Genomic DNA, 25686 nt, shown 5'->3' on the forward strand with positions numbered 1-25686 from the left:
GGACCGTCAGCAGGGAGTCCGGGTGTGTCGACCACGATGCCGCACTTGCGGACGATCTTTCTGACGGCGTCGATCCCCTGGCCGGAGGCCGGGACGTCCAACTGTCCCTCCGCTACTAGGCGGGGTCAGAAGACGGGGTTGAGGGCGGCACCCCCGAACCCGGCCCGCCGCAGCGGACGACCGGCCTGACACTCAGTTCAGGCAGGCTCGCAAGAGGCAGAAGACGAGCCAGCGGCGTTGACGTCGGCCACGGCTTGCAACGCCTCGGCCGGTTGCAGTTCGGTCGGGTCTGGCCACCCACGTGCATGTACCGGATTCGAGAGGAACGAACGAGTTCACGACCCGCTCGCCGCCCCGTCCGGATGGCCTCGCCGCCCCCGCCCGTGCCATGAGAAACGACCCGAACCGTCCCAGCCGCTCCCTCGCGGCCGCGACAAGCGGCGGATTCCGCCGAAGGCCGACGCAGCGGACTGCACCGCCTCGCTGCACTCGCTCGCCCCCACCAGCAGCGGGTACAGCGGGCAGGTGGGAATCGACGTCCAACGGATAACCAGGGCCTAAGAAGACACGTGTGAGCGACGGAGGAGCCAGGAGGATGCCGAAGACCACCCGTCAGGGGAAGGCCAAGAAGAGCGAGCTTCCCGACACCATCAAGCGTTCAGATGCCAAGGCCCAGCGCACGTTCGCCAAGGCGCACGATTCGGCGGTCGAGGAGTACGGCGAGGGACAGCGGGCCCATCGCGTCGCGTATGCGGCGCTCAAGCACACCCACGAGAAGGTCGGCGATCATTGGGAGCCCAAGGCCAAGGGCGCCAAGGGGCCGTCCGACGCGCAGGCCGAAGGCGGCCGGCGGACCGCACGCAAGACCGCGGGCGGCGTAGACGCCAACGCCTCCAAGAAGCACCTCTATGACGTGGCGAAGCGGCTCGACATCTCGGGTCGGTCGACCATGTCCAAGGACGAACTCGTCAAGGCGATCGAAAAGGCCAACGACCGCAAAACCGCTCGGTCGAGATCATGAATCAGGGGGGCCATGGCAGACAACCCGTCGTTCATCGGAACCCAGAAGTGCCTGGGGGATGAACTATCCGGCGTCCCGGGACGACCTGCTCAGCACGCACAGGAGCACGGCGCTGACGAGCCCACGTTGCAGACGCTCCAAGCCATGCCCGGTCAGGAGTACGACGATCCGAGCGCGGCCGGCAAGGAGATCACCAAGACGTCCTGACATGCCGGGCCAGGATGCGCTGGTCGTGATGCCGACTGTATCCGGGGATGACTGCTCCTTCGGATGTGCTGGAGGCTTGAATGGCCCGGATCCGCCGCCTCCAAGCAGCCACTCTTCACCATGGCCTCTGATCCACTTGTTGTGAACCGGTCACTTACGGTCGCCGACACTCAGTCGGCGTGAAGGATTCGAAGGCGAAGAAGTTCGAAGGACGCACGCCCGTAGCCGTCCCTTTTGATCCGCTCAATCCGATGTACGTTGCCTTCCACGCGGCCGGAGATCCAGCGCATGCTCAATCCCGCCGTCACCGCGTCAAAGTCCTGGCGGATCCTGTTGACCAGGCTTTTAGGGACGGGAAGCCGGTGGCCTCGGCCTTTTTCACCGGACTCGATCCAGGTCGACCATTCTCCCTGAAGGCGGCCCGCAGCCGGCGACGGTGTCCCGTTCCGGGCAGCGGGCCAGGTCGCCGGGCGACCTCTGGCCGACAGCCAGAGGTCGCCTGGCCGTGCCCGTTCGGGGCGCCCCTCCGCTGCCGACGCCCAGGCCCTGCTGGCCGCCTCCGCCCAGGGCGTCCCCCGGACGAACTGGACGCCGCGCACTCCTGGCGGCGGCATTCCGGCTGCTGTGATCGACCTGTGATATGGCGGCGCCTGGACGGGAGGCTGCGAGCCTAGTTAGTTTTCGTGAAAGTTGTTCGCAACATGTGGGAGCCCTCATGAGGCGACGCCGTGGTACCGCCGGCGTCATGGCCGTATCGCTCGCCGCGGCGGTACCGGCGGTGCCGCTCCAAACGGCAAGGGCGGTGTCGATTCCGTCGGTACGTGAAGGCAATGCCCGCTTCCAGATCCTGAGTCCGACGCTGATCCGGCTGGAATACGCCGGCGACGGGGTTTTCGAGGACCGTCCGACGTTCAACGCGGCCCTCCGCCAGGCCGTCCCGACCCGTTTCCGGACCTGGACCGACAGTGGAGACAGGGTGATCCGCACGGACCGGCTCACAGTGCGCTACAAGCGCGGCTCCGGTGCCTTCACCACAGCGAACCTGCGGGTCAAACTGGCGGGCGGCGCGGTCGCCCGGCCCGCATGGAGCACGGCCGACCAGGTCTGCTCCTTCAGTACGCGCTGCGAGGCCGAAGACGGCCGGCCGGCCGGAGGAGCTGAGGTCGAGTCCGATCACAAGGGGTTCACCGGGACGGGCTTCACCACCGGTTTCGACCGGCGGGGAGCGTCCGCCTCGTTCCGTCTCGCAGACGTCCCGGCGGACGGCGACTACCGGTTCGCGGTGCGCTACGCCAACGCCCGGGGCGGTGATCTCAAGAACGAGATCCGCACGCTCGGCGTCCGGGTCGGCGGCACCCGGGCCGCGCAGTTGACCCTGCCGAGGACCGGCGGCTGGGACAACTGGCGTGTCGCGGAGACGACCGTGCGCCTGAAGAAGGGTGGCGCGGCGATCTCACTGGAGCGGGGAGCAGAGGATTCCGGGCACGTCAACATCGACAACCTGACGGTCGTGCCCGCTGGAACGGCATACCCCGCGCCTTCACAGCTCGGGGGCTACCGCCGTGGCTTGGACTACAAGTCCGGCCCCGCCGAGCTGGAGCCCGGAATCCTGTCCCGCGAAGGGTGGGCGCTCCTCGACGACAGCCGCACCGCGTTGTTCGACCCGGCGGCAAACCGGATCATCCAGCGCCACGGCCATGCGGGCAAGCCCTACCAGGACGGTTATCTATTCGGCTACGGCCGCGACTACCGGCAGGCCCTGGCCGACTTGACCGCGCTGACCGGCCCCGCTCCCCTGCTGCCCCGGTCCCATTTCGGAGTCTGGTTCTCCAGGTACCACCCCTACAGCGCGGAGGACTACCAGCAGCGGTTGCTGCCGAGGTTCCGGGCCGAGAAGGTGCCGCTGGACACTCTCTCTGTGGACACCGACTTCAAGTCCCCATCCACCTGGAACGGCTGGAACTGGAACAGCAAGCTCTTCCCAGCCCCGGAGAAGTTCACCCGATGGGCACACGACCAGGGCCTCGAACTGAACTTCAACGTCCATCCCAGCATCCCGCTGAACGACCCTCGCCTCACCGAAGCCGACGCGCTGGCCAAGGGCAAGCTCGAGTACTCCTTCTGCACGGCCGGGATCAACCTCTGCAAAATATTCAACTGGGGCGACCCGGACCAGGTCAAGGCCTACGTCGCCCTGCATCGTCCCTTCGAACTCCAAGGCGTGGACAGCTGGTGGCTGGACTGGTGCTGCGATGACGCCCGGGTGACCACCCCCGGCATGACTCCCGACTCCTGGATCAACCACCTCTACGCCGCGCATGGCGACAGCCTCGGCGACCGCGGACACGTCCTCTCCCGGATGGGAAGCGCGCTTGTCGGCGGCCTCGCAGGACAGGGCGACTCCCCGGTGTACCCGTCGGGACCGTGGGCCGAGCACCGCTCGACCGTGCATTTCACCGGCGACAGCGAATCGACCTGGCCGCTCCTGGCGTTCGCGGCCGAGATGACCGCGGCCGAAGCAGCCATCGGGATGCCGTACGTGAGCCATGACATCGGCAGCTTCCGCAAACAACACCTGGACGACGACTACTACGTGCGCTGGATCCAACTCGGCACATTCCAACCGATCTTCCGCGTCCACTCCTTCAACGGGGACCGCTTGCCCTGGGAGTACGGCCGGCAGGCGCAGCGGACGGCAACGAAGTTCTTCCAACTGCGGGAGGCTCTGCTTCCCTACACCTACACGCTCGCATGGCAGGCACGAGAAACCGGGCTGCCAATGGCGCGCCCGCTTTACCTCTCCTATCCCGGCCAGGCAGAGGCATTCGAGAACCCGACGCAGTACACCTACGGTGACGCGCTGCTGGTCGCACCGGTGACTCGGCCGAACACCGGCGGAACGGCGGCGACGGAAGTGTGGTTCCCACCCGGATCGTGGACCGACTACTTCACCGGCCGCACCTACCAGGGCCCGAGCACCCACACCATCGTCTCCGGCTTGGAAACCATGCCGCTGTTCGTCCGCGCAGGAGGCATCGTCGCTCAGCGGACCAACTATGTCGACAACGCCTCCCAAAATCCCCTCAACGAGGTCACACTCGTAGTAGGCGCCGGCGCCGACGGCACCTTTACGCTTTACGAGGACGCCGGAGACGGTCGCCAGTACCAGCGAGGCGAATACACAACGACCCAGGTCACCTATAACTCTGGAACGCTCGCCATCAGCGGGCGGAAGGGTGCATATCCGGGTGCAGCGAGTGCGCGCGCCTATACCGTCAGCCTGCGAGGCTCCGCGCGCCCCCGCACGGTCACCGCTGACGGCCAGACCCTGTCTGCAACGGCGTGGAACTACGACCTGGCCACCAGGACCCTCACGATCCGCCTACCGGCCGGGCCAGCCAGCGCGCAGCACACCATCACACCCGTCTCCTAGACGAATCACCGGAACCAGAGCCCCTGGTAGACGGGGCTTATCACACCGGCATTCACAGCGAATTCCCCCGCGTCGGTGCCGGAGGCCTCTTCGCGCTCGGCGCCCCCAAAGCCCGCCTCGCGGCTGCCAGTTGGGGGGAAGGCGAGTCGGAGCAAGTCCGCTGCTGGCGCTCTGGTACCGGTGGGCGACGTTCACCACCAACAGCAAGCCGCCGGCCAGCCATGGTCACACCCAGCCTGGCTGGAGTATCAGCCAGCAGACTCTGACACCGTTCACCCGTCGTACGGGCGTCTGCGGGTGTGAGAAAACGGGCCGTCGAGGACCGTGTCGGGGTAGCCACTGGCCTTCGAGCCGACCTCCAACTCGATCTGCTCGTGGCTCCCGTCAGCGTAGACGAGGGAAACCGGAAACTTGATGAAGGTGCCTTCGGTGTTCCAACTCGTCGAGCGGGCGCCTCCGACGTCGAAGGACACGAGGGGTGCCCCGCTCGACAGATACCCCTCGCAGCCTTCCAACGCCAATTCGGAGGTGTCGTCCTGCATGTCGCAGGCCTTCATCCATTTACGCTGGTGAACGAGGTGCAGATAGGCGACCAGGGTTGCGCGTGCTCGGGCCTCGTCTCGCTTCTTCATGGCATTGCCCCCGGAGACGAACGACCACCCTTCGATGAGGCAGCCGGTCACGAGTACGGCGATCACGAGTATGGCGATCCAAGCCGCCGGGCGCGGGCGTGTCATGGGCGGAAATGCTACGCGCTACGGCAGGCTTTCGAATGTAGACGTTGTGGTGAAATGTGGAGAGCATGTGAAGATCCGCCCCCCGGCTTCCGCCCCCCAGACGCAGCAACCCCGCATTCTGCGGACACAGGCGCCTGAGATCCAGCGTCAGCAGCCGCCGACCAGGCCGCGGGAGCGCCACCTTCGCAGATCGGCTTGATCTCGGCCAATGCCACCGACTCCTCGGGCGTCTGCCTTCCTTGGTCGACCTGCGGCAGGACCGGTCGGGTGAACACCTCGCCGATGGCGGGGTTGGACGGTCCCGGATAGCCGATGTTCGCGGTCCATGTCGCCGCGTCCTGCAGCAGATTGAGCGAACCACAGAGCCTTTACAGCATGCTGCGGTCTCGCGGAGTTTCAGGGTGTGAACGGCTTTGGCGAGGCGTCCGCGCGGTGGGGGCAGCAGCGCAGCTTCCGCAGGATGCGCCATGACTTGAACTCGGCGTACGCGCGTTCGCCGGGTTCGCACAGCTCGGCGATGCGAACGGCACCTGCCGCTCCTGCACGAAACCGCCCACACGCTCGAACTCACACCTCAACAAGGCGACCATGTCCACCAAAGCCTCATGGACGCCTGGATGAACCACGACACCGAGCACAAGCTACTGATGACTCTTCAGCAGCAAGGTGACTGAGCCCCGCGGGGGTTGGGCGCGCACTGAACCTTGCCGGCCCGGTGGCCGTCCAACGGGCGTGGAGGAACTGTCAGCGGAGCAGCGTCTCGTCTTCAATGCTGTGAAGGACACCAGCCGGATCGTGGTTCTCGGCTGGATGGCCGCCGTCGCGGTGCTGGCCACCAAGCTGCTGGCTGCCAAGGACGTGATCACGGTGGCCGGTATCGAGTTGAACGTCCGGTACGCATGGGTCTTGCTTGCGGTGTTCTCGGTGATCCATCTCTTCAAAGGGATCTTCATCATGAGGCACATCAGCGAGTACACCCGTTACGGAAGCTTCGACCGTGCCGCGGAGCGGACGCTTTACAAGGCGATCCGGGCCGAGAGCAACCCCTTGATCCACGGCCTTCGCCCCCGGCCCTTGCGACCCGGCCCAGGAGCCCGATTGGACCCGGCCGACCCGTCCTACTGGGTGGCCTACCTCGCGCAGATCGGCACCTTCACTGCTGCGCTGCCGTGGACCCTCAAGAACGGTCACCCGGTCTGGCCGACCGGGTGGACGCTCTGGCTGACCGTCCTCGCCGTGTCGGCCTTCCTCGGCATCAACTGGATCGTCGGCTCCCACTGGCTCGCGGCGGTCGCCGAACTCTCAGGTGAAGACGGTGCCGACCTCGTCCGTTCCGCTCCGATCAGGACGGTCGGATGGATCCTGTCCTTTACCGTCTTCATCATCGCCCTGCCGGCAAGGATCGTCTTCTTCCCGTTCTTCCTCTGGAAATGGAACCTCAACTACATCTCCTGAACTCAACGACGCTGAAATCGTCGCTTTCCAGGGCCTTTAAGAATGGCCGCGCGGCCAGCGCGTTTGGCGCCCTCGTCCAGCAGCGGAATGCCGACCAGGCTGGTTCCGGGCGGCCCCCGGTCCGGACCCGATCTGTCAATGCGGCCAGCTCACCGGCCATGGCCCGTTTGGAGTACAGGGCGTTCTCAGCATCGGTCGGCGGTTGAGGAGCTGCCGTAACCGCGCAGGTCCGAGCACGCCACGCTGTAGTGCCCGGTGAGCCCTCACAAGCACTCCCCCGGGCGTGAAGACTCCGTCTGCCACCGACAGTCGGCGGGACCTCGGCGGCGCGAATCGGCGGGACCTCGGCGGCGCGAAGAAGTCCTCACTTCATGGTCTTTAAGGCGGTGGGCGGCCTATGCTGAGGCCCGGAAGTGAGTAGAACCGGGTTCGGTGCTGTCGCCGGCGGCCCGGAGCACGCCGCGCCCAAGGAGGAAGTCCGTGGACCACGTCCAGCAGTTCTACATCGGCGGCCAGTGGGTCGCACCGCGCACCGACCGGACCGCCGAGGTCATCGACCCCGCCACGGAGGAGCCCATCGCGTCCATCGCCATGGGCGGTGCGGACGACGTGGACGCCGCTGTCGCCGCGGCCAAGGACGCGTTCGAGTCCTACTCGCTGACCAGCAAGCAGGAACGCCTCGACCTGCTCGACAGCATCATCGCCGTCTACAGCCGGCGGATGGAGGAGCTGGCCGACATCATCAGCCGGGAGATGGGCGCGCCGCTGTCGCTGTCGCGGGCGGCGCAGGCGGTCGCCGGCCTGGGGCACATCGCCGCCACCCGCGCGGTGCTGGCCGACTACGAGTTCGAGCGGCAGATGGGGACCACCCTGGTCGTGCGCGAGCCGGCGGGGGTCTGCGGACTCATCACCCCGTGGAACTGGCCCCTCAACCAGATCGCCTGCAAGGTGGCACCGGCCCTCGCCGCGGGCTGCACGATGGTGCTCAAGCCGTCGGAGGTCGCGCCGCTGAACGCGGTCCTGTTCGCCGAGATACTGGACGAGGCGGGCGTGCCCGCAGGTGTATTCAACCTCGTCAACGGCGACGGCCTCGGCGTCGGCGCGCCGCTGGCGGCGCACCCGGGCGTCGACATGGTGTCGTTCACCGGCTCCACCCGCGCCGGCATCGAGGTCGCCCGTGCGGCCGCCCCGACCGTCAAGCGCGTCGCGCAGGAGCTCGGCGGCAAGTCCGCCAACATCATCCTGGACGACGCCGACTTCGCGGAGGTCATCGCCCGGGACATGGCGGGCTTGTGCACCAACTCCGGACAGTCCTGCAACGCCCCGACCCGGATGCTCGTCCCGGCCGCCCGTATGGACGAGGCCGCCGCGATCGCCGTGGAGGCGGCCCGGAACATCGTGGTGGGCGACCCGCGCGCCGAGACCACCACGATCGGCCCGGTGGTGTCGGCCACCCAGTACAGCCGGATCCAGCAGCTCATCGAGAAGGGCATCGGCGAGGGCGCCAGGGTCGAGGCCGGCGGGCCTGGCAAGCCGGACGGTCTGGAAACCGGGTACTACGTGCGCCCGACGGTGTTCTCCCATGTCACCAATGACATGACGATCGCCCGCGAGGAGATCTTCGGGCCGGTGCTGGTGCTGATCGGCTACGAGGACGACGACGACGCGGTGCGCATCGCGAACGACACCCCCTACGGCCTGTCCGGGTACATCTCCGGCGGCACCGAGCGCGCCCGCGCGATGGCCCGCCGTATCCGCACCGGCAACGTCCACCTCAACGGAGCCCCGCTCGACTTCAACGCGCCGTTCGGCGGCTACCGGCAGTCGGGCAACGGCCGCGAATGGGGCGAGTACGGCCTCGACGAGTTCTTGGAGATCAAGGCCATCATGGGCCACGACGCCTGACACGCGGCGGGGCCGTCCCGCCCGCCGACACCGTTCGGCGCGGCGATGTGGCTGGTGTGGCGGATTCCGTCCTGGCACGACCGGCTGCGGTTGATGACGGCCCCCGCTGCGGTGTGGCGCTTCGCGCACCACCATGCACCGTTCGCCGCTGGGTGAGATCGGCGGCTACGGCATGGACGAATCGCGTCACGCCTTCTACTGGGGCGCCGAGCTGATGTGGTCACCACTGCCGAGGCGCCCTTCAGCACCTCTCGGGGCGCGGACCCATCGGAGAGCATCATCCCGCCCCCGCCACCTGGACGGACAGTCCCGATCACCTCGTCGCCCCCGGCTACGGCAAAATCCGGTCCCCGTGCGCTTGTGAGCGCCGGAGCCCGGGTAGGCAGCGTCCGACCGGCGGGCGAGGCTGACCAACGGCGGTGATGCGATGGCCATGCCGGAACGCGGGCAGCCCGCAGACCGGCAGAAGGAAGGGACCGGCGGGGAACGCGGCTCGTGCTCCTTCCCGATCGCCTGGCGGGCGCGGGGCGTCCTCGACCAGCTCGTGAGCGGTCTCGTGCTGCGGCGAGGACGCCGGGACCCGCTCCGGCTGCGCATCGGGCAGACAGTGGACTTACGGCACGCGGGCCGTCCGGCCTTGGACGGCCACCGTCGCTCCCCTGCGACCGCCGGCCTGCCAGGACGGTCTGCAACCGCTCGGCCGCACCGGCCCGAAGAACTGGACAGAACCTACGGACGGCAATGGAGGAGACAGTGCGCCGCGAACCGTTCTCGAGCCACCCTCGGCCAGAGCGCGGCGGCTCGCCGCAGCCCCGCTGATGGCGGCGACTGGTCCGGTCGTCGTGGTGGGCGCGGGCCTGTCCGGCCTGTCCGCGGCGATCCATCTGGCGGCCCGGGGCCGTGAGGTGGTGGTGGTCGAGGCCCGGGACGAGCCGGGGGGCTGCTGCGGCTCGGCGAGCCTCGGGCCCTACCGGTTCGACACCGGCCCTTCGGTGCTGACCATGCCGGACGTCCTCACCGACACGCTCGGCGCCGCCGGGGAGGACGTCGAGAACTCGCTGCCGCTCCGCCGTCTGGACCCGTTCTACCGGATGGCCTTCCACGACGGCTCCCACCTGGACGTGGTGGCCGGCGCGCAGGAGATGGCCGATAACGTGCGGGCCCTGTGCGGACCGCATGAGGCCGCTCGGTACCTGCGGTTCCGGCGGCGGCTCGGCGCGATGTTCGACGCGGAATGGTCGTCGTTCATCGACGCGGACATGACCCGGCTGCGCGCCATGGCCCGTCCCGCCGCGCTGCTGAGGCTGGCGGCGGCGGGGGGATTCCGCCGCATGGACAGGTTCGTGTCCGCGCAGCTGACCGACGAGCGGCTCGTCAGGGCGCACACCTTCCAGGCGCTGTACGTCGGGTTGGCCCCGGACAGGGCGCTGGCCATCTACGCCGCCGTCTCCCATATGGACACCGTCGGCGGCGTCTACTTCCCGGTCGAAGGCGGTATGCGCGCCATCCCGGCAGCCCTGGCCGCGGCGGCGGAGAAGGCCGGCGCCCACCTCAGGTACGGCGTGCGCGCGGAGCGCGTCGAGACCGGTCCGTCCGGGGTGTCGGCGGTCCGCCTCGACACCGGGGAGCGCATCACCGCCGGCCACGCGGTGATCGCCTGCGATCTGGTGCGTGCCCACACCGGCCTCCTGCCGGAGGCGGCAGGCGACTGGCGGCTGCGGCGGCCGCGCTACTCACCGTCCTGCCTGGTCATGCACTTCGGTCTGAACCACCGGCCGCCGGGTCGGGCGCACCACACTCTGCATTTCGGCCGGGAGTGGGCAGCGACGTTCGCCGCGCTGGCGTCCGGACGTCCGCAGGCCGACCCCAGCCTGCTGATCACTTGCCCGAGCGGCGACGCCACCGCCGCACCTGACGGTCACGCGACGCTGAGCGTGCTGGAGCCCGCCCCCAATCTGGCCTCCGGGGCGGATTGGGGGCGTCTCACGCCGCGGCTGGAGCAGCGGATGCTGAGCCGCCTCGCCGACCTGGGCTACGGCGACCTGTCCGCGGCGCCGAGTATCACCTTCGATCCACCGGCCTGGGCACGCCTCGGCCACTCGGCCGGCACTCCCTTCGCCCTGGACCACCGCTTCCGGCAGACGGCGTGGCTGCGGCCCTCGGGCCGGAGCCGCCGCGTTCCCGGCCTGCATTTCGCCGGGATGTACACCGCTCCGGGAGTCGGCGTCCCACCTGCCCTGATCTCCGGGAGGCTGGCCGCCACACGGATCCTGGAGGGCGGCCGGTGACGGAGCCGCGCCTGGGACGTCCCGCACGCGAGAGCAGCCGGGCGGCGGGCTCAACCGTGGCCCCGGTCGCGCAGCGGGTCGCGACCGTCCCAGGTGCCCTGGCTTTCATAGGGCGCGAAGCGTGCGAACAGTTCTTCGCCGTACCAGTCCTCATCGCGGACCCGCGCGATGACGTGACGGTGCGCGCCTTCCCCGTAGGCGAAGCGGGCGATGGCCGCCTCGTCCTCCCACAGCGAGAACGTCGCCTGCCGGGCGAGCGGCCACTCCCCCACCCCGATCGAGGCGACGCAGCCGTCCGCGCGCCGCAGCGCCCGGTCCACGCCGGCGATCGACCGGTAGAACGCCGCCAGCCGGGCCGGACGGATCGAGGCCCTGGTCAGGACGGCGACGGGACCGGGACGGCGCGGGCCGGCAACCTGCGGGGAGACCGCCGGCGAGCCGAACGGGTCGCGGCCGCCCCAGCGGCCGCGCGAGGCCAGAGGCGCCAGGCGCACGTGCCACGACTCCTCGGCCTCCGCACGCCAGCGCGCGGCGATCGCCGAGCGCTCCAGGAATCCGTCCAGTGCCGGCGCGCCGTCCCAGACCGCGAACAGGGCCCAGCGGCGCAGGTCGGCCCCCAGGCTCATGGACCGGCCCCGGCCGGTGCCCAGCAGCCGCCAGAACCGCAGCCCGCGTGCGGCGCGCAGTTCGGGCCGGTCGAACGCCATGTACCTCATGGCGTCCACACCCGCGTACCTGATGAGGTGGAACGAGGCGATGACACCGCTGCCCGAGGCGTCCCCGCGTGGGACGTCCCCTACTGTGAGATCTCTGCTCGTGCCCGTCATCGGCGGCTACCTGCTCGGCTCGGTGCCGGTCGCGGTGCTCGTCGGGCGCGCGCACGGGTTCGACCCGCGCTCGGTCGGCGACCGCAACCCCGGCTTCTGGAACGTCATGCAACGCGTGGGCGGGCGGTCGGCCGCGCCCGTGTTCGCCGGCGACCTGCTGAAGGGCACGGCGGCCGGCCTCCTGGGGCGCGCGGCCGGCGGGAGCCGGCCGGGCCGCCTCGGGACGGTCACCGGGTCCGGGGTCCTGCCTGTGTACGCGGCGGTGGGCGCCGCGATGGCAGGCCACGCGTGGCCGCTGTTCGCCGGGCGGAAGGGCGGGCGCTGCGTCCTGACCTTCGTCGGCGGTTTCGCGGTCATCTGCCCGCCCGCCTTCGGGCTCGGTCTCGGGCTGCTTGCCGCGACCGGCGTCGGCGGGCGCTCGTTCGCCCGGGGCGCGCGCGTCGCGGTGTTCTCGCTCCCCGCACTGCAACTGCTGTTCGCTCCGGCGAAGCAGGTGGCCGGCACCGGGGCGCTGATGTCCCTCATCGGACTGCGCTTCGGCCAGGCCGCTCTCGCAGGCCGCGCGGCCCGGCGGGGCTCGGATCGCCGGGGCGGGCGGCGAGCCCGGCGGGGCTGACCGCGTCGCGTCCGTAGGTTCGCCCGCGCCAGGTGCGCTGCGGGCGCGCCACGGACAGCGCCAGCCGCAGCGCTGCGACCGGGTCCAGCAGCGGTGAGAGCGCCAGGCCGAGGCCCGGTTCCCGGTAGCTGCCGCGAAGGGCAGCGGTCAGCAGGAGCCGCTGCCCGAGCAGAGCCAGGTCGAGCCGTGTCGGCCGTCCCCCGGCCAGCCGCAGGACCGGCAGCGCCGCCGTCAGCCACACCACTGCCAGGTCACCGGCGAGGCGGGCAGGCGCGGTGACGTCCCGCAACGCGATCGAGCGCCCCCACTCGCGCCACACGCCGGCGGCCGAGGTGTGCATGTCGACCTCCAGGAGCGCGCCCGCGTCGACGAACGCGACGCTCCAGCCGTCCCGCGCGAGCAACCGGCCCAGCGCGACATCGTCGGTGAGGTGGCGGCGGACGCGGGCGAACGCGTCCGCCCTCACCGTCGGCGCCTTGCGGAAGGCCATGCACTGGCCGTTGACCAGGAGGCGGTGCGGAGACTTCGCGGCTGGGCCGAGCGGACCGAACCGGTACACCAGCGTGCTCAGCAACGCGGCGTGCAGCGCCTGCTCGACTGCGCCGCCGGTGACGAACCGGGGACCGGCACTGACCAGATCCCAGGTGTCCAGCAGTTCGGCGAGCTTCGCGCACAATCCGACCTTGGGACGGGTGTCGGCGTCCAGCAGCACCACCACGGGACCGGCCGCCGCCTGCACACCCTGGTGCAGCGCCCACTGCTTCCCCACCCAACCGGTCGGCGGCGAAGCGCCCGAGACGACGGTCGCGCCCGCCCGGGCGGCCCGCCGCGCGGTGCCGTCAGTGGACCTGTCGTCCACCACGATGACTTCCCGAACCGCCGGATCGGCCAGCAGCGGCGCGAGGCACGCCCCGATCCGGTCCTCCTCGTCTCGGGCGGGGATCACCACCGAGATCGGTTCCGCCGGGACGCCGCGGGAGGAGGTCAGCGGCGGCGGGCGGTGCCGGCCCCGCGCCAGCCGGGCCGCCACCACCAGCGCCGCCACCGACTGGGCGGCGGTCAGCGCCCTCACCGCCGGACTCCCCCGCGACCGGCCGCCGCCGCGCCGGGGGCGGCGAAGTCCCGCTCCAGCAGGGACGCGACGATGCGGCCTCCCATCGCGACCATCGGCAGCCCGCCGCCCGGGTGTGTCGAACCGCCCACCAGGTACAGGCCGCGCCGGGGCCCGCGGTTGCCCGGCCTGTGCAGCGGCGCGGTCCGGCCCCCGTAGGCGGTGCCGTAGATCGCGCCGCCCGGCGCGCCATACCGGTCGCGTAGATCCGCGGGGGTGAAGAACTCCACGAACCGCAGCCGCCCCGCCAGGTCGTGCCCGCGCCGCGCCAGCCGCTCCAGCACCAGTTCCCCGTAGGACTCCGGCGTGATCGGCCATCGCCCGGGATCTCCCGCAGGAACGTTGACCAGCATCACCTGGTTCTCCGCCCCGGGCGGTGCCTGGGACGGGTCGTCCACCGCCGAGCAGCCGATGTAGACGGTCGGGTCCCGCGGCGGCACGCGGCGCTGGAAGATGTCGTCGAACTCGCGGCGGTAGTCGGCCGAGAACAGCACCGAATGGTGCGGCAGCCCGTCGGTCCGTCCCTCGACGGCCGCCAGGATCAGGAGCGCCGACGAGGACGGCCCCAGACGGGCCATCCTGCGCACCCTCCGCCGGTCGGGGAGCAGCCGACCGTACAGCGCGGCGGCGTCGGCATTGACCACCACCGCGTCCGCCTCCTCCCGCTCACCGCACGCCAGGACCACGCCCGTGACCGACTCGCCGTCCGCCAGGATCCGGGTGACCTCGCTGCCGGTGCGGACCTCCACCCCCGCCGCTGCCAGCAGCCCCGCCAGATCGCCGGCGAGCCGGGCGAGGCCGCCCGGCACGTACCATCCGCCGTCCCCGTGCTCGATCGCCGGGACGCAGCCCAGCGCGGCCGGCGCCTGGTACGGGCTCGACCCGGCGTAGGTGGCGTAACGCCCGACGTACTGCTGCAGCCTTCGGTCGGTGAAGAAGCGCCGCGCCAGGCCGTGCAGCGTCCGCCCGGGGGCGACCGCCAGCAGATCTCCGAGCCGGGCCCCGTCCGGAGGACGGCCCACCGGGCCGGCGAAGAACGTGCGCTCGGACGCCGCGAGGCAGCCCTGAGCCCAACTGTGGAACGCTCGCCAGGCGGCACCCTGGCCGGTGGCGAGCCGGTCCACCTCGGCGGCCATCCGGGCGGGGTCGCGGAAGGCGCGTAGTCGCGCGCCATCGGCGAAGCGGTACCGGCACAGTTCGTCCAGCCGGACGAACTCGCGGTCGATGCCCAGTTCCCGGAAGAGGCCCGGCAGGGTGAGCAGTGACGGGCCGAGCGAGAACGTGAAACCGTCCCGTTCGCGCTCGGCGAGCTTGCCGCCCAGCCGCGCCAGCTTCTCGTGCAACCGGACCTGGTGGCCGCCGCGCGCCAGCAGCAGCGCGGCGACCATCCCGCCGACCCCGCCGCCGACCACGATCACCTCCGCCATCCGCGCCTCCAGGCCGCTCTTCCCGCACGCTGCGGGCTCCGCGCCGGTCGGCGCCGGAACGCCGCCACCGCAGCCGGAACCGCGAACAATCCCATCGCCGACCCGCCGGCGAGCGCGACGAGCCGGTCGGGCGGATCGAACACCGCCGCGAACCCCAGCGTCTCCATGCCCGCCATCACTCCGTACAGCGCCACCAGCGACCCGGGGGCGTCGCGCTCCCACCCCACGATCGACTCCAGCACGCCCATCAGCAGCGCCGACACCCCGAGCCACCCGGCGTAGTTGCTGACCGGCACGCCCCGGTAGGCCCCGCCGTCCGCCCACCTCCACAGGTCCTGGCGCAGCATCTGCGGATCCAGGAACAGATCCCACGCCGTCAGCGCCGCGGCTCCCACCGCCATGCGCGTGCACGTCCGCCCTGCCGGGACGAGCGTGGCCGCGACCGCGTGCGATGCCGCGCCCATGCCCGCCCACGCCACCGCGACCGCCACCGGGACACCGCCCACCTGCGGACGCAGCACCGGCGTATAGGTGTACCTCCCGAACGGGACACCCGTCCGCACACCGGCCCACTCCGCCGCGTACCCGATCGCCGCCACCGCGCCCGCAGCCCCGGCCGCACGCCGAGGTCCCCGCCGCGACGCCACGAAGCAGGCGGCTCCCGCGGCCATCAGACCGACCACCGGACCGGTCAACCGCACCGGGTCCGCGCTCACCCCCGACGCCACCTGTGCCGCGACCATCGCCGCCAGGCAGCCGGCACCCGCGATCACCGGACCGGACGGTCCTCGTCCGCCCCGCACGGGCCTTGCGGCCGGAGCGCCACGCATGGATTCCACACTTCTCCTTCGGGACTCACCCGTCTCGCGGACACCTGACTCGCCGCAGGTCGGCGGGAATCGGCCCATCCGCCCTCCGCCGCCCCGGTGGGAGGCCGTCGGAGCTCAGCGCGCTGATGACGACCTCGCCGTTCTCACGTCGCGGTCGCTCACCGGTGGCGAGCCGGCGGCCAGGTCGGCCGCCACCACGCACGCCCGCGCGATCGCGGTGGCGGCCGAAGAGCCGTGCGCGACGACGACCGTCCCGTTCAGCCCCAGCAGCGCCGCGCCACCGTGGGTGTCGGCGGTGTACAGCCGCGCGACCTCAGCCAGCCGCTCCGGCGGCGCGATGCCGGCCCGCGCGACCAGTTCGAGGGTGGTGCGGACGCAGCCCTCGATGTTCTTCAGCACGACGTTGCCGGTGAAACCGTCCGTCACGACGACGTCGACGACCCCGGCGAGCACGTCGTGGCCTTCGACGTTGCCGTGGAAGCGAACGGGCAGGTTCGCCAGCCGGACGGCGGCCTCCCGGACGAGCCGGTTGCCCTTGCCCGGTTCGGCGCCGATGGACAGCAACCCGGCCGACGGGTCGGCCACGCCAAGGACGGCTCGCGCGTACGAGGCGCCCAGCAGCGCGAACCGCGCCAGCATCTCCGGAGTCGGGTCGGCTGTCCCCCCGGCGTCGATCAGCACCGTCGAACCGGTCAGCGTCGGCAACGCCACCGCCAACGCCGGACGCACCACGCCCTCCCCTCTGCCGAACGCGCGGACCGCGCACGTCACCACCGCACCGCTCGAACCGGCCGAGACGAACGGGCCGCCCGTTCGACGCGCCAGCTCGCATCCGGCCATCAGGCTGGACGTCCGCTGAGCGGCCGCCCCCGCACCGCGCTCGGCCATGGGCACGACGCCGTCCGCATGCACCACGCCGACCTCGCCCAAGCCGCCGTACCGCCCGAGTTCGCGGTGCAGCTCCTCGGCCCGGCCCACGAGGGTCACCGGCACTCCGTGCTCGCGGCACGCCGACAGTGCTCCGGGAACCGTCTCGGCGGGCCCGTGGTCGCCGCCCATCGCGTCCAGCACCACCGGGGGCACCCCGCCCGGTCGCTCACCGGCCATGTCAGGCCGCCTCGGACGGTGTGCGGCGCTCGGCGCGGCCGGCGGCGGACGCGGCCAGCAGGTGCCGCGCGAAGATCACCGCTCGCCGGCGGCGCGGTACCCGCGCACGCGCCACCAGCACGTCATGGCCCACCTCGGTGATCTGCCGCAGGATGCCGCCGTACAGCTCGCATGCGGCCCTGATGCACGGGCGGGACGACGGCACGAGCAACTCCACACCGTCGAGGGCGCGACGGTAGTGGTCGCGGGCACGGACCGCCTCGAAGGCCACCAGGTCGCGCAGGGCACGGCCGCTCGAGGCGGCGGCGAGGTCCTCCTCGGTGACCCCGAACTCGGCCAGGTCCTCCTTCGGCAGGTAGACCCGGCCGCGGGCCAAGTCCTCGGCGACGTCCCGGAGGAAGTTCGTCAGCTGGAAGGCCCGCCCCAGTTCGCGGGCGGGCTCCCGGGCGGCGCGCTCGGCGCCCGGCACCGTCTCCAGGACGGGAAGCATCATCAGGCCGATGGCGGCCGCCGAGCCCTCCATGTACGTCAGCAGATCCTGATAGGTGCCGTACCGGGTGACGGTCAGGTCGGTGCGCATCGACCGCAGGAACGCGTTTATGTCGGCCTGCTCGACGCCGAATGAGCGCACGGTGTGCACGAAGGCCGGCAGGACCGGATCCCGGACCGGCTCACCGGCCAGACAGCTGTTCAGCCTGGTGTTCACCTCGTCGAGCGCCGCGCCCCGTCCGACCGGTGCGGTGGTCCCGCGCTCGTCGACGATGTCGTCGACATGGCGGGCGAAACCGTAGAGCGCGTGCACGTGCCTGCGCTTCCACGCGGGCAGCAGCAGGGTGGCAAGGTAGAAGGAGCGCCCGTGGCGGGCGTTGAGGCGGCGGCAGTACTCGTAGCTCGCGGTCAGCGTCATCGACTGGCCTCTGTTCTCCCTCGTCGCCGGTCGGGTCCTGCTCTGTTTTGCGGCGCACCACGGTCGATCGGGTGCAAACCTCCGCAAGACCACCAAGTAACGCGTTACCGGCGAACCCTCCCCCTCCTGTCGGCCGCGTCCTACCCGGCGACGTGACGCGCAAGCGAGTGTTCAACGGAACTTTGCCTGCTGAGCGCACGTTGACGACGGCGCGTGCAGCGCTCCTGGCCGCACACGCGTCTATTTCGCCACCCGGACCCCGCTCGCAGGTCGGCGCCGGGAACGTCCGGCGGTAGTTCCGGCGCGTCAGGGAAACGAGCCTCCATCCGACCCGGGGCGCTTCACAGTGGGTCTTGACCGCTTGGCGGTCACACTCCGATAGTGCCGAGCGACGATGAGGACTTCGTGTTCCTGGGGGCGGCCGACAGCCTAGACGGATCGGTCCGGCTGTCAGCGGATGGGCTCAGCGAGCCCGGGCGATCGTGGTTCGATCCTGCCCGTGGCCGCGCGGAAGATGACCAACGCGGCCGCGATCGATGGCGCGACGGTGGCCTTCGGGGACACGGCATGGTCGAGATCGTGGGGGGCCGCGATGTGGAGCGCATCCTCGCGCAGGCGACCAGCAGCGCCAGCACGATGCCCTGCACGGCCCGTCCCTCCAGTCGATTGCTATAGCTAGCGGTTAGCTATCGCGACCGTCAAATCGTCCGCAGGGGGCTGTCGCCATCATCGCCGGAGGGTGCGCAGGTCTTCCTTGAGGTTCTTGGGGTTGCGGCGGTAGTAGGCCGCTTCTCCCGATCCAGCGCTCGCGCGGGCGTCCAACACCATCCGGGCCACGTCGTCCAGGCCGTGCGCGTCGCGTCCCAGCAGCTCACAGGTGATGACGACCGCCTCGACGAACGGGACCTGGTCCTCCATCAGCCGCGTCTGAACGGCGGGCAGACCCTGTTCGGAGAGAAGCGGCCGGAGCCGGGTGATCCGGTCGCGCAGGAGTTCCGCGCAGCGCCCGTACCCGTCATCGGGAAGCTGCGACACCTCGGCCAGGGCGGGTGTCAGGGCGTCGGCCAACTCCCGCAGGTAGTCGGCGGCGTCGCCAGGCACGTCCGGATACTCCTTGCGGAACTCGCTCCAGTCGGCGTCCAGGCCGATGATCCGTTCGGCTGAAGGGAGCCGCCGCGCGAAGGAGGCGTTCGCGGCCACGAGCGTGTCGGTCAGCAGCCGGAACGGGGGCGTGACGTGCCGGGCCAGCAGCCAGGCGTCGTACAGGTCCTTGCCCTGCGGGTACGGGTCGTCGAACAGCCACAGCAGCTTCCACGCCAGCGACAGCTCCGGTGTGGCGGCGTTCAGGATCACGGAATCGCCGTAGTCCGCGCACGAGATCGGCGTCGGCTGGGGCGGGACGGGAAGCTCCTCACCGAAGACGAAGTCGAGTTGCACTGTGCCGCTCGGCAGGCCGTCGGTCTGCCAGAACAGGAGGAGGCGGCGCCCTGGAACGCGGTCATAGGTCCAGATGTCCTCGACGACCGTGCTCTCCGCGTCCAGCCGCACCTGCTCGTACTCGGACGCCTCGGCCGCGGCCTCGGCGATGCCGTCCAGCATCTGGCGCGTGCGGTGCTCGGCCATGCGCCAGGACGGCGGCACCACCACGAAGTCGAGGTCGCCGGGCTCGCGCGCGGCCTCGCCGTACCAGGCGCGCAGCAGAACGCTGCCACGCAGCACGAGGTGGTCCACCCACCGCGAGTGGGAGATCGCGGCGAGCACATGGCCGACCGCGCGGCGGCGGGCCGCGTACCAGCGCGTCCCCTCCTTGACAGACGCGAACTGCGGCTCACCCGTCCGCATCGCCTTGGTGAGGTGTTTGAGTGCGGGGTCGAACACCGGCCGCTGGACGGCGCCGGGCACGGGCCGCAGCGTCGCGGGCAGGCCGAGGCGACCGCGCGTCCGGTCGTCGGGTGGGGTGTGCGGGACCTCCGCGTCGTCCGGCCAGGGGCCGAATCCAAGATCATCCCATCTGCCCGTCATGGCGCGCCCTCCGTGATCCATCCGTCGTCGAGGGAGGCGTTTCCGTCGAACACCACGAACTCGCGTTCCACCGACGCGATGTGGTGGCCGCTGGCGCGGAGCACGGAGGTGAGCGCGTCCAGGCGCTGCCCAGCCGTCCGCGCGCCGACGCGATGACAGCGCTGGGTGACGAACCGCTCGGACCTGCCGTCCGCTCGGACACGGCGTGCGTTGCGCGACAGGTGCGCGCAGCGCGGGACGACGGTCTCGGCCAGGGCCGCGGTGTCGTCGCCGGGGTCGAGCAGGAGCTTGATGTGGTGCTCGAAATAGCACAGGCCGTCGGCCTCGGCATCGGACGCGGGCACGCCCTCGTTCCAGGGGGCCGCCTCGATCTTCGTCCTGCTCACCAGGAAGCCGTCGACACGCAGCGCGTCGGCGGTGTGCTCGGCCTTGGACCTGGCCTGGGTGAAGGTGCCTTTCATGCGCAGCGTCAGCATGGGCTGGGACGGCACACGGCCACGGTCGAGCACGATGTGAGCGAATTTCAGTCCGTGGTGGTCGGCATAGCAGGCAAGGGCTTCGATGTCGGCGTCACCGTAGCACCGCACGGTGAAATGCGCCTCGAAGTCGCCGGCTAGTTGCATGAACCGGATGATCCCAGACCGCTTTGCGTACGGGCATCCGAATTCCCGGCCAGGCGGTCCTGCGAGTACCCCCGGCACTCGCACGAGGAGGCCCTGGAGGTCTGCCTTACGGGCATCCCCCCGTGGATGTACACCTCCGAAAGGAGCGAGCGTTTCAACGCCTCTCACGCCGAGGTGGTCGAAGCGCTGATGGCCTCCGCCGACCGCGGGGACTGGGAAGAGTGACGGAGCCACATCCTGGCTCTGCCGCACCCCACCCACCGTCTTCGAGACGGAGGGTGTGTGATCAACGATCGCGCGTGCCCCAGGCACGCGCGAGGAACTGCACCAGGCCGGCCTGCCCCTCATCGGGCAGGCCGGTTTCCCTACACAACAGCTGGCTGCTGCTTGTGGCCGCTACTGCCTCTTCGTCCCTGCTGAGGTTCGACGGTAGGAGGAGTCCAGAGGTGATGGAGCCGGGGACAGGGAACCAGGGGGCTGGTGAATCCAGCCTGACGGTCTGCTCTTCGGCCGTCACCGAAGGCGGACCCGCCTCGAACCAAGGCTCGCCGGAATCAAGCCACCACTCGTAGGCGCGCTCAAGCTCGTCCCAGAGCGGGCCCGCCTGCTGGAAGGCGCCGGCTGGGAGGCCGCCCGCCCGCGGGTGCTGGCAGCGCTGGAGCTGGAGGAGGAGCCGGCCGGTCATCTGGCCGACCTCGCGAGTGCGCTGGAGGGCGCCTACCACCCAGTTGGCCACATCTGTGCGAGGTACCGTTCTTCGCCGTCATCGGCGCTGGTGCCGCTGTCACGGCCGTATCCGCTGATCCGCACGTAGTACTTGCCCGGCTCGAGGCTGATCACCTCGGGTTCGAACCCTCCGCCGCCTTCGTTGACGCCGAGCGAGCCGCTGGAGATGTTCAGCAGGAATGTGCCTTCGACGTCGGGCAGCAGCTCGGGGGTGGGGGGTTCGCTGTCCCAGGCTTCGAGGAGCAGAGGGTAGGCGACCTGGTCGGGGTGGGCGACGCGGATGGTGATCTCGTGCTCGCAAGCGCCGAACCAGCCGTGTGGTGACGGCTGCGGGACCGGTCCGTAGTCGTACTCGGCGTCGACGCCGATGCCGAAGATCACGGGGTCGGCACTGGTGCGGTATTCGGCAGAGTTGGTTGCGGGCATGGCGTGGCCTGTTCTCCTCCGGCTTGGCTGGGGGCGGGGCCTAGACGAGTAGTTCCGAAGTTTCGGTCCCGGACGCAAGCGAGGGTGTCCAAGATCCGTTTGTGACGACAGACCTGAACACCCTCGTTACCGCACTGTACGTGAAGATCGATGACGAGTTGGGAGGAAGCCGGTGTCTGGGCCGCCCGCCGAAGCTGACCGATTCCGAACTGCTGTGTCTGGCGGTTGCTCAGGCGCTGCTGGGCTGCAGGTCCGAGGCCCGGTGGCTGCGGTTCGTCGCCTCCCGCCTGACGGGGATGTTTCCGTATCTGCCGCAGCGTCCCGGCTACAACAAGCGGCTGAGAGCGGCGTTGCCGCTGTTCAAACGGGCCATCCGGATGCTGGCGGCCGACACCGACTTCTGGCTGGACGATGTGTGGATCGCCGATTCGACCCCGGTGGAGTGCGGCCGGTCCCGCCCCACGGTCAAGCGGTCGGAGCTGGCCGGCTGGGCCGGCTACGGCTACTGCGCTTCGCATTCGAGGTTCTTTTGGGGGCTGCGGCTGTATCTGGCGTGCACTCCGGCCGGGATGCCGATCATGTGGGCGCTGGCCGATCCCAAGCTGGACGAGAGGGAGGTGCTGGCGGCGATGCTGGAGGTCGACGCCGAGCTGGTGGCCGACCGGCCGGGCCTACTGCTGATCGCCGACAAGGGCTTCAAAGTGGTAGGGATCCATGTTGAGGATCCGGTCGTCGTTGTAGAACGAGCACAGCGCACGCCCCGCCGCTTCGTTCTGCGGACCGCTTAGCGGCAGCACCGAGTACATGTCCTGGTATTTGGGCCCTCCGAGGTCGTCGTTGTATTCGGCCATCGACCGGGCGACACCTTCGTAGGTGGAGCCTGGGAACAGGCTCTCGACGAGTGTGCGGAAATGGCGCCGGGATCGTCGCTTTCGATCCTCTCCGAACTCCTAGCCGCGAGGAGGGACAAGCAGGGGCCGGTGGCCTCCCTGCGAAGCGCCTGAGGGCAGGTCGCGGCGCGGTGGTCCGGACGGATCACCGCGCCTTCTGCTACGCACAGTGAGCGGCATGGGCGGCGATCTCGTGAACACACTTGAGGTGGGGCAAGATCATGCCCCAAATCTGCCCCAGTGGACCAGGAAGGCCCTGCCGCTGATGTGCGGGAGGGCCTGTGGGGTAAGGGGTGGGCGATACTGGGTTCGAACCAGTGACCTCTTCGGTGTGAACACGATCAATCACGCCTCAAATATCTGGCTTACCAACATCACCGCAGGTCAGACACAATACTTCAGCGCAGCACGGCGCGCCTTGAAGAAGATCAGGTCTGTTGTGATCTCCCACGGTTAACAGCTCGCAGGCTGACGACAGATCTAGCACTGAGTAGTCGCTCATGCAACTAATCCTCTGGACGTGACCCGCCCTCGCCCCGCCGCACCTTTGCGTCCCTCCCTCAGCAGCTCGAAGTACCTCTTCTTCACCGACAGCGGCATCTTGTTCGGGGCGTACCTCGGCATCCGAACGCTCTCCCGCCAGGGCGTTCGCAACCACCGATAGAACTCAAGCACGGCCCAGGGGCCGGTTCTGCCATTCGGCCATGCCGTCCATGACCTTGTCGGTGATCGTCGAGATCGTCTGCCTGGAGACCTGGGCGTCGTAGACCTCGGCCAGGTGCGCGCTGATCTCCCCGTGTGTGAGGCCCTTCGCCGACAGCGACAGCACCATCTCCTCCACCCCGGCCAACCGGCGCTGCCGCTTGCGCACGATCTGCGGCTCGAAGGTGCCCCCGGTCTCCCTGGGCACCCTGACCTCGACCGGGCCGACGTCGGTGAGCACCGTCTTGGCCCGCGTGCCGTTACGGCTGTTGCCGCTGCCCCGGCCCGCCGAGTCATGCTTGTCATAGCCGACGTGGTCGGTGATCTCGCCCTCCAGAGCCGACTCCAGCACCCGCTTGGTCAGCTGCTGCAACAGCCCGCCCTCACCGGTCAACTGCAACCCCTGGGTCCGAGCACGGTCCACCAGCATCGCGATCAACTGCTCCTCCGACGCCGCACCCTGCGGCGCCTGGACCGGCTGCTCACCGGACTCGTCTCCAACGATGGTGTCGGTCACCTGGCGTCTCCTTGATCATCGGGTCCGCCGTTAATTAGACACTCCCCCGAACATCGGGCGGAGATAACGTCTACCGAAAATAAGCGTCCGGTGACGCACTTGCTCGGACAATGCTCCCGGCGTCAGACGGGTGTGTCCAGTTAACCTCGGGCTTTCACCGGACAGCGAGTCGGGAGTGACCGTTTAGACAAGAAAAGTTCCCTCGAGCTGGGAGGATAGGGCTTGTCGAAGGTCCTGTCCGCACCAGTCCAGAAGGCACTTTTCACGTGAAGACTACAGGTCGTCATGCCAGGCTCGTGGTGTCTTCGGACGGGGCCGGGATCGTCGGGCAGGCCGGCGGGCTGCTGCTGACTGAAACGCTTCGTGCGACCGGGCTCGATCAGGCGCTTTCCGCCGGTCTGGAACGCTGGCGCAGGCCGCGGGCGATCCATGATCCGGGCAAGGTCATCGCGGACCTGGCGATAATGCTGGCGCTGGGCGGGGGCTGCCTGTCCGACATCGCGATCCTGCGGGCCGAGCCGGAGCTGTTTGGGCCGGTGCCGTCGGATCCGACGGTGTCGCGGCTGGTCACCACTCTGGCCCAGGCCGGCCCGCAGGCGTTGCGGGCGATCCGCAGGGCCCGCTCGTCCGCGCGTGCGCGGGTCTGGGAGTTGGCCGGCGAGCACGCCCCCGGGACGGGTGGGGGCCTGATCCCGGTGGATCTGGACGCCACGATCGTGCTGGCGCACTCGGAGAAGGAATACGCCGCCCCGACGTGGAAGCGGACCTTCGGGTTCCATCCGATGTGCGCGTTCATCGACCACGGTGCGGGCGGGACTGGTGAGGCCGCCGCGCTGGTGCTGCGGCCGGGCAACGCCGGGTCCAACACCGCCGACGACCACATCGCCGCCGGGCGCCTGGCCCTGCAGCAGATCCCCGCCCACCTGCACAAACAAGTGCTGATCCGGACCGACGCGGGCGGCGGCACCCACGGTTTCCTCGACTGGGTCTCCCGGCGGCGGCTGAAGTACTCGATCGGGTTCAACCTGACCGACGACGTCTGCGCCGCGATCGGTGCCCTGCCCGAGCACGTGTGGCAGTGCGCCTACGACGCTGACCGGCAGCCCCGCCCCGGGGCGTGGGTGGCCGAGCTGACCGGCATGCTCGACCTGACGGGCTGGCCGAAGGGGATGCGGGTCATCGTCCGCCGCGAACGACCCCACCCCGGCGCCCAACTGCGCTTCACCGACATCAACGGACACCGCTTCACCTGTTTTGTCACCGGAACCCGGCGCGGGTAGCTCGCCGACCTGGAGCTGCGTCACCGCCGCCGGGCCCGGGCCGAGGACCGCATCCGCTGCGCCAAGGACACCGGGCTGCGCAACCTGCCCCTGCACGGCGCAGCGACCAACCAGATCTGGCTCGAACTCGTGGCGCTGGCCGCCGACCTGACCGCCTGGGCCCAGATGCTCGCCTTCAAGGACCATCCGGCCCGCCGCTGGGAACCCAAACGCCTGCGTCTGCGCGTCTTCTCGGCCGCCGCCCGGCTGGCCCGGGGTGGACGGCGGCTCCGGCTCCGGCTGGCCCGCCACTGGCCCTGGATCGGCCTGATCACTACCGCGATCGGACGCCTGCAGATGCTCCCGGCGCCCTGACCAGCACGAACCGCCCCATCAACACCAGGAAGGAGACTCTCGGGGGCCCGTGGAACCCCGCCCACCCGACGCGACAGTCGGGCCCCGCGGCTGACCGGCCCTTGAAAGACAAAGGTCGGTTGGGCCGCTCCGCGGCCCAACCGACCTCACGAAAGATCGAGGCTAAGAGCCTGATCCACAGGTCTTGACTATTGCTCCCCGATCCACAGTTATTGACTATTCCTCGACCCAGCCCGGATCAAGATTTCGGAACTTCAGACGGACGAATCGTCAGC

19 protein-coding genes and 5 pseudogenes are annotated in these 25686 nt (G+C 70.0%); 10 read left to right on the forward strand and 14 right to left on the reverse strand.

Translation table 11 applies throughout. The annotated features are described in order from the left end of the window. Positions 1 to 595 precede the first annotated feature (595 nt). Positions 596 to 1021 carry a ChaB family protein gene (locus SM418_RS07310; protein ID WP_371939891.1) on the forward strand — a complete coding sequence of 142 codons (426 nt, stop codon included), beginning with the start codon at positions 596 to 598 and terminating at the stop codon, positions 1019 to 1021. Between the two features lie 12 nt (positions 1022 to 1033). Continuing rightward, positions 1034 to 1228, forward strand: a complete 195-nt coding sequence (locus SM418_RS07315; protein ID WP_371939892.1) for a DUF2795 domain-containing protein — start codon at positions 1034 to 1036, stop codon at positions 1226 to 1228. Between the two features lie 170 nt (positions 1229 to 1398). Here the strand turns inward: SM418_RS07315 and SM418_RS07320 are convergent, their stop codons facing one another. After that, positions 1399 to 1842: a transposase gene (locus SM418_RS07320; RefSeq protein WP_371939893.1), complete on the reverse strand. Its 444-nt coding sequence runs from the start codon at positions 1840 to 1842 to the stop codon at positions 1399 to 1401. A gap of 131 nt (positions 1843 to 1973) precedes the next feature. On the opposite strand from SM418_RS07320, the gene SM418_RS07325 reads away from it, so the two are divergent. Continuing rightward, entirely contained in the window at positions 1974 to 4661 is a 2688-nt protein-coding gene (locus SM418_RS07325) for a TIM-barrel domain-containing protein (RefSeq protein WP_371939894.1), read from the forward strand. A gap of 272 nt (positions 4662 to 4933) precedes the next feature. On the opposite strand, the gene SM418_RS07330 is transcribed toward SM418_RS07325, so the two are convergent. Then, positions 4934 to 5398 carry a hypothetical protein gene (locus tag SM418_RS07330; protein WP_371939895.1) on the reverse strand — a complete coding sequence of 155 codons (465 nt, stop codon included), beginning with the start codon at positions 5396 to 5398 and terminating at the stop codon, positions 4934 to 4936. 394 nt (positions 5399 to 5792) lie between these two features. Next, positions 5793 to 5914, reverse strand: a pseudogene (locus SM418_RS07335) (IS5/IS1182 family transposase); the annotation flags it as partial. A 216-nt stretch (positions 5915 to 6130) separates the two neighbouring features. Between SM418_RS07335 and SM418_RS07340 the strand changes: the two are divergent. The 4 genes and pseudogenes from SM418_RS07340 (at position 6131) to SM418_RS07350 (ending at position 11046) form a co-directional block, all read left to right on the forward strand. Next, on the forward strand, positions 6131 to 6853 hold the full coding sequence (locus SM418_RS07340) for a hypothetical protein (protein ID WP_371939896.1): 723 nt from the start codon (positions 6131 to 6133) through the stop codon (positions 6851 to 6853). Positions 6854 to 7333: 480 nt separating this feature from the next. Next, complete coding sequence (locus SM418_RS07345; RefSeq protein WP_371939897.1) at positions 7334 to 8758, forward strand: aldehyde dehydrogenase family protein; 1425 nt, start codon at positions 7334 to 7336, stop codon at positions 8756 to 8758. 24 nt (positions 8759 to 8782) lie between these two features. Next, positions 8783 to 9031, forward strand: a pseudogene (locus tag SM418_RS37955) (IS982 family transposase); the annotation flags it as partial. A 545-nt stretch (positions 9032 to 9576) separates the two neighbouring features. Then, positions 9577 to 11046, forward strand: a complete 1470-nt coding sequence (locus tag SM418_RS07350) for a phytoene desaturase family protein (protein WP_371939898.1) — start codon at positions 9577 to 9579, stop codon at positions 11044 to 11046. A 50-nt stretch (positions 11047 to 11096) separates the two neighbouring features. On the opposite strand, the gene SM418_RS07355 is transcribed toward SM418_RS07350, so the two are convergent. Further along, positions 11097 to 11762, reverse strand: a complete 666-nt coding sequence (locus tag SM418_RS07355) for a spheroidene monooxygenase (protein WP_371940126.1) — start codon at positions 11760 to 11762, stop codon at positions 11097 to 11099. On the opposite strand from SM418_RS07355, the gene SM418_RS07360 reads away from it, so the two are divergent. Next, the gene (locus SM418_RS07360; protein WP_371939899.1) at positions 11761 to 12489 is read left to right on the forward strand and encodes a glycerol-3-phosphate acyltransferase; all 729 of its coding nucleotides are present in this window, start codon (positions 11761 to 11763) and stop codon (positions 12487 to 12489) included. The two genes, SM418_RS07355 and SM418_RS07360, sit on opposite strands and share 2 nt — an antisense overlap. Here the strand turns inward: SM418_RS07360 and SM418_RS07365 are convergent. The 9 genes from SM418_RS07365 to SM418_RS07405 all read right to left on the reverse strand — a co-directional run bounded on the left by SM418_RS07365 (position 12395) and on the right by SM418_RS07405 (position 21668). After that, a complete protein-coding gene (locus tag SM418_RS07365; protein WP_371939900.1) occupies positions 12395 to 13561 on the reverse strand; it encodes a glycosyltransferase family 2 protein in 1167 nt (388 codons plus the stop codon). The two genes, SM418_RS07360 and SM418_RS07365, sit on opposite strands and share 95 nt — an antisense overlap. After that, a complete protein-coding gene (locus tag SM418_RS07370) occupies positions 13558 to 15027 on the reverse strand; it encodes a phytoene desaturase family protein (protein ID WP_371939901.1) in 1470 nt (489 codons plus the stop codon). Before SM418_RS07370 ends, SM418_RS07365 begins: the two co-directional genes overlap by 4 nt. Further along, positions 15015 to 15800, reverse strand: coding sequence for a carotenoid biosynthesis protein (locus SM418_RS07375; RefSeq protein WP_371939902.1), 786 nt, complete (start codon positions 15798 to 15800; stop codon positions 15015 to 15017). The genes SM418_RS07370 and SM418_RS07375 overlap by 13 nt, the downstream gene beginning before the upstream one ends. Before the next feature lie 171 nt (positions 15801 to 15971). Next, positions 15972 to 16964, reverse strand: a complete 993-nt coding sequence (locus SM418_RS07380; protein WP_371939903.1) for a phosphate acyltransferase — start codon at positions 16962 to 16964, stop codon at positions 15972 to 15974. A 1-nt stretch (position 16965) separates the two neighbouring features. Then, the gene (locus SM418_RS07385) at positions 16966 to 17871 is read right to left on the reverse strand and encodes a phytoene/squalene synthase family protein (RefSeq protein WP_371939904.1); all 906 of its coding nucleotides are present in this window, start codon (positions 17869 to 17871) and stop codon (positions 16966 to 16968) included. 726 nt (positions 17872 to 18597) lie between these two features. Then, positions 18598 to 19893: a nucleotidyl transferase AbiEii/AbiGii toxin family protein gene (locus tag SM418_RS07390; protein WP_371939905.1), complete on the reverse strand. Its 1296-nt coding sequence runs from the start codon at positions 19891 to 19893 to the stop codon at positions 18598 to 18600. Further along, positions 19890 to 20516 carry a hypothetical protein gene (locus SM418_RS07395; protein WP_371939906.1) on the reverse strand — a complete coding sequence of 209 codons (627 nt, stop codon included), beginning with the start codon at positions 20514 to 20516 and terminating at the stop codon, positions 19890 to 19892. The genes SM418_RS07390 and SM418_RS07395 overlap by 4 nt, the downstream gene beginning before the upstream one ends. A 286-nt stretch (positions 20517 to 20802) precedes the next feature. Continuing rightward, positions 20803 to 21201, reverse strand: coding sequence for a hypothetical protein (locus tag SM418_RS07400; RefSeq protein ID WP_371939907.1), 399 nt, complete (start codon positions 21199 to 21201; stop codon positions 20803 to 20805). A gap of 32 nt (positions 21202 to 21233) precedes the next feature. Next, positions 21234 to 21668 (reverse strand): hypothetical protein, encoded by a 435-nt coding sequence (locus SM418_RS07405; protein ID WP_371939908.1) that lies wholly within the window; start codon positions 21666 to 21668, stop codon positions 21234 to 21236. 101 nt (positions 21669 to 21769) lie between these two features. On the opposite strand from SM418_RS07405, the pseudogene SM418_RS07410 reads away from it, so the two are divergent. Then, positions 21770 to 22369, forward strand: a pseudogene (locus SM418_RS07410) (transposase family protein); the annotation flags it as partial. A gap of 868 nt (positions 22370 to 23237) precedes the next feature. Here SM418_RS07410 and SM418_RS07415 read toward each other — a convergent pair. Continuing rightward, positions 23238 to 23690 (reverse strand): annotated as a pseudogene (locus tag SM418_RS07415) (transposase); the annotation flags it as partial. Between the two features lie 353 nt (positions 23691 to 24043). On the opposite strand from SM418_RS07415, the pseudogene SM418_RS07420 reads away from it, so the two are divergent. Then, positions 24044 to 25411: pseudogene (locus SM418_RS07420) on the forward strand (IS1380 family transposase). Positions 25412 to 25686 lie beyond the last annotated feature (275 nt).

This window comes from Actinomadura chokoriensis, from assembly GCF_041463665.1.
Taxonomy (GTDB): Bacteria; Actinomycetota; Actinomycetes; order Streptosporangiales; family Streptosporangiaceae; genus Spirillospora; species Spirillospora chokoriensis_A.